The organism is Pantoea sp. 18069 (assembly GCF_902706035.1).
Lineage (GTDB): Bacteria > Pseudomonadota > Gammaproteobacteria > Burkholderiales > Burkholderiaceae_C > Comamonas.
Genome location: NZ_CACSJA010000037.1, coordinates 1 through 12,510 on the forward strand (window position 1 = coordinate 1; position 12,510 = coordinate 12,510).

Here is a 12,510-nt window from a genome sequence, read left to right on the forward strand (position 1 = left end):
GACAGCCCCACCGCCGCCGCCGGTCGTCGCGCCACCACCGCCGCCACCGCCCGTGGTGCAAAAGGACGACGACCACGAAGCCGAGATTGCGCTCGAACGCAAGAAAAAGCGCGAGCAGGCGGAAAAGGCCGAGCGCGAGCGCGAGGAAAAGGCGCGCGAGCAGCGTGAAAAGCTCGCAGCCGAAAGAAAGGAACGCCTGGAGAAGGAAAAGGCCGAAAAGGCCGAGCAAGCCAGGATAGAGCGGGCCAGGGTGGAGAAAGCCGAGAAGGCCAAGGCCGAAAGGGAAGAAAAGGCGCGCGCGGAAAAGGCCGAGAAGGAAGAAAAGGCCAAGGCAGACAAAGCCAGGGCCGACAAGGCCGCCGCAGACAAGCGCAAGAAGGAAGAAGCGGCCCAGGAAGCCAGGGCCGCGGAAGCGCGTCGCGCCGCCAACCTCGAGCGCATGCGGGCCCAGGCAGGCGCGGGCTCAGAAACCGCCAGGGGCAGCGCCGAACGCGGCAGCAGCCCGAACCAGGGCCAGGGCAATGGCTCGTCGTCGGGCGGGCCATCGGCCGGCTACGGCGCCAAGGTCGCAGCCAAGGTCAAGCCCAATATCGTCTACCCCGACGATATCGCCGGCAACCCGCGCGCCGAAGTCGCGGTACGCACTTCGCCCGATGGCACCATCGTCAGCGTGCGCGTGACCCAGTCCAGCGGCAACCCCGCCTGGGACCAGGCCGTGGTGCGCGCGCTGCACAAGACCGATACGCTGCCGCGCGACACCGATGGACGCGTGCCGAGTTCGTTGACGATCGGGTTCAGGCCAAGAGACTGATTCACCCCCTGAGCCGCTCACGCCGGATGGCCGGCCCCGGCTTCCCCCTCTCATCCTTCGGTGGAGGGGGGCGGCCGGCCAGGCGCGGCCGGCCAGGCGCGCCCGGCCAGGGACGGCAGCCTCGCTGCGGGGCGGCCCTTGCTCGCTGCCCCCATGCTAGAGCGCGCCAGCATTAAACGCCTTGCCCAGAATTTAGAATTCTTTCGCCCTGAACCCTGGACCGAAGTATCGAAAGGTGTTTCAGGGCGAAGCGCCAGCGCAACATTGGTCGCTGCCTGAGCCCATCGTCTCACGCGATTTCTCGCAATCAAGGACAATTGCGCCATGCCTCTCAAAGCCCCCGAACTTCTGCTGCCTGCCGGCTCGCTCGACAAGATGCGCGCCGCCTATGACTTTGGCGCCGACGCCATCTACGCGGGCCAGCCCCGCTACTCGCTGCGCGCGCGCAACAACGAGTTCCGCCTCGAACAGATAGGCCAGGGCATTGCCGAAGCCCATGCGCGCGGCAAGAAATTCTTCGTCACCAGCAACTTGCTGCCGCACAACGACAAGGTGCGCACCTATCTGCGCGACATGGAGCCGGTGATTGCGTTCAAGCCCGACGCGCTGATCATGGCCGACCCCGGCCTGATGATGATGGTGCGCGAGAAGTGGCCCGAAGTGCCCATCCACATCTCGGTGCAGGCCAATACCGTCAACTATGCCGCCGTCAAATTCTGGCAGCGCATGGGCATCGCCCGCATCATCCTGTCGCGCGAACTGAGCCTGGACGAGATCGAGAAGATCCGCCAGGAATGCCCCGACATGGAACTCGAAGTGTTCGTGCATGGCGCGCTGTGCATCGCCTACTCGGGCCGCTGCCTGCTGTCGGGCTACTTCAACCGCCGTGACCCGAATCAGGGCACCTGCACCAATGCCTGCCGCTGGAACTACGCGACCCAGGAAACCGCGGTGGACCCGAACACCGGCGAAGCCATGCCGCTGAAGATGGAAGGCGATTTCGACTTCGCCAAGGCCCAGCAGGAAGCCGAAACCGGCTTTTCGGCCTGCAGCAGCGAGCCGCGCCACCCCAAGGCCGACAACGTCTACCTGCTCGAAGAGCAGGGCCGCCCGGGCGAGCTGATGCCCATCATGGAAGATGAGCACGGCACCTACATCATGAACAGCAAGGACCTGCGCGCCATCGAGCACATCGACCGGCTCACGAAGATCGGCGTCGATTCGCTGAAGATCGAAGGCCGCACCAAGTCGCTGTACTACGTCTCGCGCACCGCCCAGACCTACCGCCGCGCGATCGACGACGCCGTCGCCGGCCGGCCGTTCAACCCGAATCTGATCACCGAACTCGAAGGCCTGGCCAACCGGGGTTACACCAGCGGCTTCCTCGAACGCCGCCCCGCGCAGGACTACCAGAACTACGAGACCGGCCACTCGGTTCTTCAGCGCAGCCACTTCGTCGGCGAAGTGCGCGGCTGGGCCGACGGCCTGGCCGAGATCGAGACCAAGAACCGCTTCTCCGTGGGCGACACGCTGGAAATCATCCACCCCAGCGGCAACCGCCAGGTGCTGCTCGAGAAGATGTTCAACATGGAAGGCGAGCCCGTGACCGTGGCCCAGGGCAACCCGATCCGCGTGCGCATTCCGCTCGAAGGCCCGGTGGACGGCGCCTTGATTGCCCGCCTGCTCTGAGCCGGCGGCACAGTCCACCCTACCCTGTGGGCTGCCTTTGCAGCCCCTTTCTTTTTTCTGCGTCCACCCCATGAATATTGTTGTCAACGAAGAACTCAAGGCCTATATCGATCCGCTGAGCGCCGATGAACACGAAGCGCTGGAGCGCAGCATTCTTGCCGAAGGCTGCCGCGACGCGCTGGTGCTGTGGGGCGACCTGCTGGTCGACGGCCACAACCGCCACGGCATCTGCGTCAAGCACGGCCTGCCGTTCGAGACCGTGCAGGCCACGCATTTCCAGAACATGGACGACGTCCACCTGTGGATGATCGACCAGCACCTGGGCCGGCGCAGCGTGTCCGACTTCCAGCGCGGCGTGCTCGCGCTGCGCAAGCGCGAGATCGTTGCCGCGCGCCGCGCCAAAGCCGCTGAACTGGCGCCCGCGCCCGCCGATGCTGCGGCGGCCGGCGCCGCCCCGGCCGAACCCACGCCCGACGACCAGGCCATGGCCACGCGCGAAGCGCTGGCGCGCGTGGCGCGCCTGAGCAGCACCCAGGTCAAGCAGATCGAGACCATCCAGCAAAAAGCCACGCCCGAAGTCGTGGCCGCCGTGAAGGCCGGCGATATCTCGATCAACGCCGCAGCCGCCGTGGCGCAACTGCCCGCCGAGGAACAGGTGGCCGCGGCCGCCGCGGGCAAGGACGAACTCAAGCAGGCCGCCAAGCGCGTGCGCGAATCCAGGAAGAAGCCGCGCGATGCGGCTGCCGACGACAGCGCGCCGGCCGAAGAACATGTAGACGTCGCCGCCTTGCAGCAGCGCGTAGCGACGCTGGAGCAGGAAAATGGCATGCTGCGCCAGCAAATCAAGGCCCTGCAGGAAATGCTCCAGGAAAGGGCTTGATCTTTTTTTCCTTCCTTTTTCACGGGATGCCATGACCGCCTTGTTCTCCCCCCTGCCCCTGGGCAATGTCGAACTGTCCAACCGCATCGTGATCGCGCCGATGTGCACCTACAGCGCCGCCGAGGGCTGCGCCACCGACTGGCATCTGATGCACTACGGCCAGTTGGCCCAGTCGGGCGCAGGCCTGCTGATCGTCGAATCGACGGCCGTCGAAGCCATGGGGCGCATCAGCCCCTGGGACCTGGGGCTGTGGAGCGACGCGAGCGAAGCCGCGATGCGCCCGGTGGTCGAACATGTGTGCCGCTTCAGCGGCATCAAGCTGGGCGTGCAGCTCAACCACGCGGGCCGCAAGGCGTCCAGCCTGCAGCCCTGGGCCGGCGGCGGTCCCCTGCCCCAGGACCAGGCCTGGCCGACGGTGGGGCCAAGCGCCCTGTCGGCTGCGCCCGAAGTACCCATGCCCGCGGCCGCGACGCTGGCCGATCTCGTGCGCATCAAGAAAGCCTTCGTCGACGCGGCGCTGCGCGCGCAGCGCCTGGGCTATGACCTGATCGAGCTGCACGCGGCCCATGGCTATCTGCTGCACCAGTTCCTGTCGCCGCTGTCCAACCAGCGCACCGACAACTATGGCGGCAGCCTCGAGAACCGCCTGCGCCTGCTGCTCGAAGTGTTCGCCGCGGTGCGCGCGGCGCTGCCGGACAGCCTGCCCGTGGGCGTGCGCATTTCGGCCATGGACTGGATCGAAGGCGGCTGGGACGTGGAGCAAAGTGCGGTGCTGGCCAAGGAACTGCAGGCGCTGGGCTCGGCCTTCCTGCATGTGTCCAGCGGCGGGCTGAGCCCGGCGCAGAAGATCCCGGTGGGCCCGGGCTACCAGTTGCCGCTGGCGCGCGCGCTGCGGGCGCAGCTCACGATGCCGGTGATAGGCGTGGGCCTGATCACCGATCCGCTGCAGGCCCAGGCTGCGCTCGATGCCGGCGATGCCGACGCGATCGCCATCGCGCGCGCCGCGCTGTTCAACCCACGCTGGCCCTGGCATGCGGCCCAGGTGCTGGGCGCGCAGGTCACGGCCGCTGCGCCTTATCTGCGCGGCGAGCCGCATGGCGCGCGCGGGCTGTTCGCGCCGCTGGCTCCGGCTGCGGCTGCGGCTGCGGCTGCGGCCTGAAGCGTTTTCACACGCAGTGGTCTGAAGCAAGACGCTCGTGGACGGATACCCTGCGCCAAACCACAGCTAGAGACTGCGCATTGCGCGCTGGCAGATGCGGCGCGTCGCGGCGCTCGCCTCGCCCTGCAGCCACTGCGCGCACAGCGCACGCACCCAGTCCGGCTGGTCCTTGGCCGCATCGTTGAGCCAGTTGGCGACCGAATCCTGCACATAGACCGACGGGTCGGCACGCAGCGGCGCCAGCAGTGGCAACGCGCGCCCGGGCTGCTGCTTGAGCGCTGCAATATGCGCGCACCACACGCCGCGCGGGCGCAGCGCCTCGCAGGCAAAGCGGCGCAGACGCTCGGATGGCGCAGGGGTCCACAAGACAAGCTGAGCGACCGACGCATCAAGCTCCGCCGCCAGGTGGGGTCGCACCGCCATCCAGGCCCATTCGCGCACACCGAAATGCGCATCGTCGGCCAGCGGCCGTATCGCTTCGAGCCGCGCGGCGAGATCGAGGCCGGGCTGGGCGCCGACCATGAAGCAGGCCCAGCCACGCACGGTGTCCGAGGCATGGCTGCGGCAGGCATCGATGCCCGCGCTGCCCAGCGCGTCGAACAGCAGACTGCCGATGCCGCCCATGCGCTGCAAGATGCCGCGCTCGCAAACCTGGGCCGCGGCCTGCTGGACCGATGCCGGCAACGCGGGGAATACCGCGCGCAGCAGCTGCGCCTGGTCCACGGCCAGGCCTTCGACCAGCGTCGCGCTTTGCGCCGTGCCCAGGGACAGCGCGGTGCGCAACGCCTCGGTAATATCGGTGCCGCGGCGCGCGCCCTTGCGCGCAGCCTGCGTCATGGCGCGTCCCCCTCGCCGCGTGCGGCCAGACCCGTGGCCACCTTGTCGAGCAGGCCCGCGAGCTGGCCGCGTTCCGCCTCGGAAAGTCCTCCGAACAAGCCTGCAATCCATTCACTGTGCCGGGCCACGACCACCTGCGCCAATTGCCGGCCCTTGCCCGTCAAGCGCACGCGCAACGCGCGCCGGTCGGCAGCGTCGGCATGGCGCGCGATCAATGCATCGCGTTCGAGTCCGTCGAGCAGGCCCGTGACCGTCGCACGCGTCACGCCGGCCTGCTCGGCCAACTGGTGCGGCGCGAGTCCATCACCGGCCGCATCCAGCAAGAAAAGCAGCACGAAGCGCCCTTCGGACAGGCCATGCAGCGCGAGCAGACGCGCGCAGTCGCGATCGATCGCCCCGGCAAGCGACAGCGTCTGAAAGCACAGCCGGATGCGCTCCTGCCCTGGCAGCGCGCGCCGCTCGGCTTCGCTCAGCAGCGCCTGGTATTTTTGTTCAAGTGGATACATTCCACCATACTATATGCCGCCTAATCAAATACCCATGAAAATGGGCAAAAAAATACTCCAGGACCAATGTCATGGAGTATTTTGTCCCGGACCCGTTGCCGTGTCCGTGCGCATGCGTGGCCTCAGGGCCGACCGCCGCGCAAGCACATCCGAAATTACTGGTTGGCGAGACCGATGTGGGCTTCGCGGTAGTCGGCGATGAAAGTGATCAGGGTATTGATGGCTTGACGCATGGTGTGCTTTCTATGAGATGCACTCAAAACAACTGGCGGCTAGCATCCCAACACCACCAGAGCGGGAAACCTAAGTAGTAACCCGTAGCCCCAAGTATAAACCCTATACGCGTTTTTACGCAGTCAGTGCCACAAAACAACATGGTAAGCATGTGGAATTGTCACAACAGCATCAAAAACGGGAGCCAAGGCTCCCGTTTTCTCTGCGCTGGCTGCGGCTGCAGCCTTGCATCAGCCTTCGGCCGTGAACCCCACGCGCTGCACGATAGGGCCCCACTTCGCGACTTCGGATTTCACCAGCGCGGCGAGTTCGGCGGGCGTGGAAGACATGGCTTCGAGGCCGAAGATCGCGAGGCTGTCGGCCACTTCCTTCGAGGCCAGCGCGCTGCGCATATGGCCGTTGAGGCGTTGCACCAGCTCGGGCGCGGCCTTGGCGGGCAGGAAGAAGGCAAACCATTCGCTGTGCGCCATGTCGGCATAGCCCTGCTCGACCAGCGTCGGCACCTGAGGCGCAAAACGGCTGCGGCGCTGGCCGCTGACGCCCAGGATGCGGATCTTCCCGCTGGGCAGGTGCTGCAGCATGTCGCCCACGGGGCCGCAGACCGCCGAGACATTGCCCCCGAGCATGTCGAGCAGCGCGGGCTGGGTGCCGCGGTAGCCCGCGTGCTTGAGGTCCACGCCGGCATGCTGGCCGAGCAGCGCGCCGATGAAGTGCGGCGTCGATCCCGGCGCGGGCGAGCCGAAGTTCGCGCCCAGCGGATTGGCCTTGGCCCAGGCCATGAACTCGCGCACATTGGTCACATGTGCGGGCACCGCGGGGCCGACCGCGAAGCCGAAATCGAACACGCAGCCCAGCGACACCGGCGTCAGATCGGTGACCGGGTCATAGGCGAGCTTCTTGTAGATATGCGGATAGATGGCCAGCATGGACGTGGGCGTCTGCAGCATGGTCGAGCCGTCGGCGGGCCGGCCCTTGACGTAGTTGATCGCGATCTGGCCGCCCGCGCCCGTGCGGTTTTCGACCACCGCCATCTTCGCGTAGCCCGGCGCCAGATGGGTCGCGACGCGCCGGCAGATCGCGTCCGACGTGCCGCCCGCGGCAAAGCCCGTGATGATGTTGAGGCTCTCGAGCGCTGCCTGGGCATGGGCCTGCATTCCCAGGCTGGCCAACAGGGCACCGGCGCCGCCCGCGCCCGCAGCGCCCAGCCATTCACGTCGATTCAAAGTCATGTATTTCTTTCTTGGTATTGATGGAAACAGACGCGCAAGGCCGCCCTCTCGTTCAGCCTTCGTCGCGCAGCCAGGTGACCGCGCCCGAGTGCGTGACCGCGCCCTGGTGGGCGGGCCGCACCGTCAGCGCGTATTTTTCCAGCAAGCCGCCCCAACGCACTCCCGTGTTTACGCGAGCATGGTGCGCATGTTCCTGCAGACGCAGTGCGAGTTCGGGCGCCGAAAGCTCCACCGTGATCGAGCGGGCCAGCGGGCGCGCGTCGATGCAGACCATGTCGCCATCGCGCAGCACGGCGATAGGGCCGTTGTCGGCGGCCTCGGGGCCGGCGTAGCCAATGCACAGGCCGCGCGTCGCGCCCGAGAAGCGCCCGTCGGTCAGCAGCGCGACCTTGTCGCCCATGCCCTGGCCATAGAGCAAGGCGGTGATGCCCAGCATTTCGCGCATGCCGGGGCTGCCTTTGGGGCCTTCGTTGCGGATCACGATCACATCGCCCGCGGCATAGCGCATGGCCTGCACCGCAGCCTGGGCCGCTTCCTCCGACTCGAACACGCGCGCCGGGCCGCGGTGCGTCAGCGTGCCCAGCCCCGCGGTCTTGAGCAGCGCGCCATCGGGGCACAGATTGCCCTTGAGCACGGCCAGGCCGCCGTCGCGCGAAATCGGCTTGTCGATGGCACGCACCACCTGGCCGTCGGGCGGCAAGGCCGAGGCGAGCTCCTCGGCCAGCGTGCGCCCGGTGAAGGTCAGCGCCTCGCCATGCAGCAGGCCCTGGTCGAGCAGGCTGCGCAGGATCACGCCCGCGCCGCCGATGTAGTGCACGTCGCGCGCGAGATAGCGCCCGCCGGGCCGCAGATCGGCGATCAAGGGCGTGCGCGCGAAGATTTCGGCGACATCGTCGAGGTGAAAGCGTATGCCGGCTTCGTGCGCGATCGCCGGCAGATGCAGCGCGGCATTGGTCGAGCCGCCGGTGGCGCTGACCACGGCGCAGGCGTTTTCCAGCGCCTGGCGCGTGACGATGTCGCGCGGCAACGGGCCCCGGCCTTCTGCGCTGGCCCAGACCGCGCGCATCAGCGTCCTGGCCGCGCGGCGCATCAGCGGCGCGCGTTCGCTGAACACCGCGGGCACCATGCTCGAACCTATGGGCGCGAGGCCCAGCGCCTCGCTGACCATGCCCATGGTGTTGGCCGTGAACTGTCCGGCGCAGGCGCCGGCCGTGGGCAGGCAGCTGCGGCTGATCTGCGCGAGATCCTGCTGCGTGGCCGTGCCGGCCAGCACCTGGCCAATGGTTTCATAGGTGTCGACGACATTGAGGTCGCGGCCGTCGGGCCCCGGCGCCTGGCCCGGCAGCGCCGAGCCGCCGTGCACGAACACGCTGGGCACATTGCAGCGCAGCATGCCCATCATCAGGCCGGGCAGGTTCTTGTCGCAGGCGCCAATCGCAAAGATACCGTCCCACTGGTGGCCGCGCACCGAGGCCTCGACGCTGTCGGCGATCAGTTCGCGCGAGATCAGCGAGAAGCGCATGCCCGAATGCGCCATCGTCAGCCCGTCGCTCACGGACACCACCGGGCATTCGTGCGGCATGCCGCCGCCCGCGTAGATGCCGGTCTTCGCATGCTGGGCCTGGTCGCGCAGGTTCAGATTGCAGGGGCTCATCTCGCCGCCGGTATGGAACACGCCGATGTGCGGGCGCTCGATGTCCTCGTCGTCCTGGCCCAGCGCATGCAGGAAGCTGCGCGTCGTGGCGCGCACCGTGCCCTGGCGGATGATGGCGGAACGAAAGCCGGGGCCGGCGGGCGCGGCATCTTCCGGCGCGCTGTCGAGGGGGTTTGTCATGATGCTATGCGGACTGAACGTGGGTTCGCACACCATAACCAAACACCGCGCCGGCACGAAGGCGCGGCCGCCCGGACCGTCACCCTGGCGACAGCGCCCTGGTCACCGTGGCACCAGAAACGTCGTCTTCGCCTGCACCGCAATAGCGCCGTCGACCGGCGAATGCACTTCCAGCTGCACCGGGTGCGACCCCGGGCCGGCCACGCCATACGGTGCCTGCAAGCGCACCACGATCCAGCGGTCGGCCGCGGCCTCCACCGTGACTTCGGTGTCCGAGGCCACGCGCAGGCCTTCGAGCCCCGAGGCCGCGAGCTGCAGGCGCTGCGGCGCTTCGGTCGCATTGCCCAGTTGCACGCGGTAGATGTTCTCGATCTGGCCGCCGGCGACGATGCGCGACAGCGTGCCGCGGTCGCGCACCACATCGACCTTGAGCGGCACGCGCACATAAAGGCTCACCACCATCGCCACCGTGAGCCCCAGCAGCACCGCGCCGTAGATCAGCACGCGCGGGCGCAGCACGCGCCGCAGGATCTGCGCGCTGCCCCAGCCCTTGGCCATGCCGTTCTCGGTGGACATGCGGATCAGCCCGCGCGGGTAGTGCATCTTGTCCATCACCGTGTTGCAGGCGTCTATGCACAGACCGCAGCCAATGCACTGGTACTGCAGGCCGTCGCGGATGTCTATGCCCACGGGACAGACCTGCACGCACAGCTTGCAGTCTATGCAGTCGCCCAGCCCCTGCGCCTGGTAATCGATGCCCTTGGCGCGCGGGCCGCGGCTTTCGCCGCGGGCGGCGTCATAGGTGACCAGCAGCGTGTCCTTGTCGAACATCGCGCTCTGGAAGCGCGCGTAGGGGCACATGTGGGTGCAGACCTGCTCGCGCAAAAAGCCCGCATTGCCATAGGTGGCCAGCGCGTAGAACAGCACCCAGAAGATCTGCCACGCGCCCTGCAGCGCCATGACTTCCACGGCCAGCGTGCGGATGGGCACGAAATAGCCGACGAACGTGAAACCGGTCCACAGCGCAATGAGCAGCCACAGCAGATGCTTGGCTAAGCGCTTGAGCAGCTTCTCGCGCGTCCAGCCGCTGTGGTCCAGGCGCAGCCGCGCGCTGCGATCGCCTTCGGTCCTTCGCTCTATCCACATGAAGATTTCGGTATAGACCGACTGCGGGCAGCTGAAGCCGCACCACAGCCGCCCGGCGACCGCGGTGAACAGGAACAGCGCCAGCGCCGACACGATCAGCAGCGTCGTGAGATAGATGAAATCCTGCGGATACAGCAGCCAGCCGAAGATATAGAAGCGCCGCTGCTCGAGATCGAACAGCAGCGCCTGGCGTGCGTTGATCTGCAGCCAGGGAATGCCGTAGAAGAACAGCTGCGTGATCCAGACCATGGCCCAGCGCCAGCGCGCGAAGACGCCGCTGATCGAGCGCGGCTGGATTTTCTTGCGCGCTTCGAACAACGGCTGCTCGTGCGCTTCGATGGGCGCGGGTGCGATGGGGATGACCTTGCGCGGTACTTTGCCGCGCGCTGACGTGGGGTGATCTGACATAAGGCCTCAAGGACAACGGTGCCGGCAGCGCTTTGCACCGTGCCGTAACCTGCCCATTACTATGCGCCGCAAGCGCTTAGGACAAAAGCAGCAGATCGGAGGATTTGGGCCGTATCAGCTGGTTTCTTGATCCAGGTCACCTTTTCGGTCCGGCCCCAGCCGACGCGCTGCATGCTTCGTGCCCTGCATGGTGTCGCGCGCAGCCCTCAGCCCCTTTTCGCCACGGCCTTGCGAATGCAGCGCGCAACGACCTGCCAAGGTGCGAGCATTTCCTCCTGCGGGACGCTGGCGAAGGCCAGCATCAGCCCCGGGCTGGGATTGCGGCCGAAGTAGTAGTTCGACAACGGGCGGGCGATCACGCCCTGGGCCGCCGCATCGGCGGCAATCGCCACATCGTCGGTGCCGGGCGGCAGGGACAGCACGAGATGCAGCCCGGCATTGCTGTCGTATTCGTGGACCCAGCCTGGCCCCAGCGATTGCTCGACCAGCTTGATGAGATAGGCGCGTCGGGCCGCATAGATCAGGCGCATGCGGCGGATATGGGCCGCGTACAGCCCGCTGTCCATGAACTCGGCCAGCGCGGCCTGCTGCAGCATGTGCCCACCTCGGTAGAGCTCCGATTGCGCGGTGCGAAACGCCGCGGCAAACGGCGCCGGCACGACCATGTATGCCATGCGCAAGCCCGGATAGAGCGTCTTGCTGAACGTGCCCACATAGATCACCGGAGCGCCAGGCAAAAGGCCCTGCAAGGAGGCCACCGGATGGCCCGCGAAGCGGAATTCGCTGTCGTAATCGTCTTCGACCACCCAGGTCCCATGGCGTGCGGCATAGCCCAGCAGATCCAGCCGGCGCGACAGGCTCATGACCGGCCCCAGCGGGTACTGGTGCGAGGGGGTGACAAAGGCAAAGCGCGGCGGCTTGCCGCAAGCATTGACCGGAAACCGCATGCCCTCAGCATCCACCGGCATGGGCTTGAGCCGGATGCCGTTGATTTCCAGGATGCTGCGCGTTCCCCAGTACCCCGGCTCCTCGACCCAGGCATGGTCCCCCGCATCGCCCAATACCCGCGTGATGAGGTCTATGGCCTGGTGCACCCCTTCCGTCACGACAATCTGGCCGGGCTCGCAGACGACGGAGCGCGCCTGGCGCAGATAGACCGCCAGGCTCTGGTGCAGCTTGGGATAGCCGCCGTTGGTCGCGTAGCTGAGCGTCGCGGGCGGCAGCTCCCGGCTCAGGCGTGCCGTGATCTGCGCCAGCTTCGCATGCGGCACCTTGGTGACGTCGGGAACACCGGGCAAAAAGGCGCCCCACTGCGTGGCCTGGGCCTGGGCATTCATGACGACCTTGCGCCCGCGCGCGGAGAGGCGCCCGGTCACGGCCTTGCCGGGCAGCGCAACGGCCGGATGGCTGGGCTTTGCGGGCGCCAGGTCGGGGAGGCGGTCCGCCACATAGGTGCCACTGCCCGTCAGTCCCTTGGTATACCCCTCGGCAATGAGCTGCTCATAGGCATGCATGACGGTGTTGCGAGAAATCCCGGCCTCCAGGGCCAGGTCCCGCGTGGGCGGCAAGCGCGTCGCGGCGGGCAGGCTGGCGTCGTGGATGGCATCGCGCAGGCATTCATAGAGCAGTCTGTTGACCGGCATGGATGGCTTTTCGCGGCGCAATTGCGCCAGCCGGGGGGCGATCAGGTCTGGGCTGATGGACTTCAATTGGCACCATCCATTTTGGTCAAAGTGGCGCTGGATTATAGGACCGATTATCTATGTAATCCTTTCAT

Annotated in this window: 10 protein-coding genes; 4 read left to right on the top strand and 6 right to left on the bottom strand. The window is 67.0% G+C overall.

The window, feature by feature from the left end; all coding sequences use genetic code 11:
* From tolA to GVL12_RS21465, 4 genes are all read left to right on the top strand, one after another.
* Positions 1-811, top strand: an 811-nt coding sequence (gene tolA, locus GVL12_RS21450) for a cell envelope integrity protein TolA (protein ID WP_159917598.1), incomplete at its 5' end; no start/stop codon positions are given.
* Positions 812-1,135: 324 nt separating this feature from the next.
* Positions 1,136-2,500 (top strand): tRNA 5-hydroxyuridine modification protein YegQ, encoded by a 1,365-nt coding sequence (yegQ, locus tag GVL12_RS21455; RefSeq protein ID WP_159917599.1) that lies wholly within the window; start codon positions 1,136-1,138, stop codon positions 2,498-2,500.
* A 70-nt stretch (positions 2,501-2,570) separates the two neighbouring features.
* Positions 2,571-3,380: a plasmid replication/partition related protein gene (locus GVL12_RS21460; protein ID WP_159917600.1), complete on the top strand. Its 810-nt coding sequence runs from the start codon at positions 2,571-2,573 to the stop codon at positions 3,378-3,380.
* A 31-nt stretch (positions 3,381-3,411) separates the two neighbouring features.
* Positions 3,412-4,539, top strand: coding sequence for an NADH:flavin oxidoreductase/NADH oxidase (locus GVL12_RS21465; RefSeq protein WP_159917601.1), 1,128 nt, complete (start codon positions 3,412-3,414; stop codon positions 4,537-4,539).
* A 66-nt stretch (positions 4,540-4,605) separates the two neighbouring features.
* Here GVL12_RS21465 and GVL12_RS21470 read toward each other — a convergent pair whose 3' ends face one another.
* The 6 genes from GVL12_RS21470 to GVL12_RS21495 form a co-directional block, all read right to left on the bottom strand.
* Entirely contained in the window at positions 4,606-5,376 is a 771-nt protein-coding gene (locus GVL12_RS21470; RefSeq protein ID WP_159917602.1) for a DNA alkylation repair protein, read from the bottom strand.
* Complete coding sequence (locus GVL12_RS21475; protein WP_159917603.1) at positions 5,373-5,882, bottom strand: MarR family winged helix-turn-helix transcriptional regulator; 510 nt, start codon at positions 5,880-5,882, stop codon at positions 5,373-5,375. Before GVL12_RS21475 ends, GVL12_RS21470 begins: the two co-directional genes overlap by 4 nt.
* Positions 5,883-6,346: 464 nt before the next feature.
* A complete protein-coding gene (locus GVL12_RS21480; protein ID WP_159917604.1) occupies positions 6,347-7,345 on the bottom strand; it encodes a Bug family tripartite tricarboxylate transporter substrate binding protein in 999 nt (332 codons plus the stop codon).
* A 52-nt stretch (positions 7,346-7,397) separates the two neighbouring features.
* A complete protein-coding gene (locus GVL12_RS21485; RefSeq protein ID WP_200843980.1) occupies positions 7,398-9,179 on the bottom strand; it encodes a dihydroxy-acid dehydratase in 1,782 nt (593 codons plus the stop codon).
* A gap of 102 nt (positions 9,180-9,281) precedes the next feature.
* The gene (gene ccoG, locus GVL12_RS21490) at positions 9,282-10,733 is read right to left on the bottom strand and encodes a cytochrome c oxidase accessory protein CcoG (protein WP_159917606.1); all 1,452 of its coding nucleotides are present in this window, start codon (positions 10,731-10,733) and stop codon (positions 9,282-9,284) included.
* Between the two features lie 206 nt (positions 10,734-10,939).
* Positions 10,940-12,442 carry a PLP-dependent aminotransferase family protein gene (locus GVL12_RS21495; RefSeq protein WP_159917607.1) on the bottom strand — a complete coding sequence of 501 codons (1,503 nt, stop codon included), beginning with the start codon at positions 12,440-12,442 and terminating at the stop codon, positions 10,940-10,942.
* Positions 12,443-12,510: the final 68 nt, after the last annotated feature.

Bases quoted from the DNA above. Each gene is read 5' to 3' on its own strand.
- GVL12_RS21470 (WP_159917602.1), bottom strand. From the start codon at position 5,376: ATGACGCAGGCTGCGCGCAAGGGCGCGCGCCGCGGCACCGATATTACC.
- GVL12_RS21460 (WP_159917600.1), top strand. From the start codon at position 2,571: ATGAATATTGTTGTCAACGAAGAACTCAAGGCCTATATCGATCCGCTG.
- yegQ (WP_159917599.1), top strand. From the start codon at position 1,136: ATGCCTCTCAAAGCCCCCGAACTTCTGCTGCCTGCCGGCTCGCTCGAC.
- ccoG (WP_159917606.1), bottom strand. From the start codon at position 10,733: ATGTCAGATCACCCCACGTCAGCGCGCGGCAAAGTACCGCGCAAGGTC.
- GVL12_RS21480 (WP_159917604.1), bottom strand. From the start codon at position 7,345: ATGACTTTGAATCGACGTGAATGGCTGGGCGCTGCGGGCGCGGGCGGC.
- GVL12_RS21485 (WP_200843980.1), bottom strand. From the start codon at position 9,179: ATGACAAACCCCCTCGACAGCGCGCCGGAAGATGCCGCGCCCGCCGGC.
- GVL12_RS21465 (WP_159917601.1), top strand. From the start codon at position 3,412: ATGACCGCCTTGTTCTCCCCCCTGCCCCTGGGCAATGTCGAACTGTCC.
- GVL12_RS21475 (WP_159917603.1), bottom strand. From the start codon at position 5,882: ATGTATCCACTTGAACAAAAATACCAGGCGCTGCTGAGCGAAGCCGAG.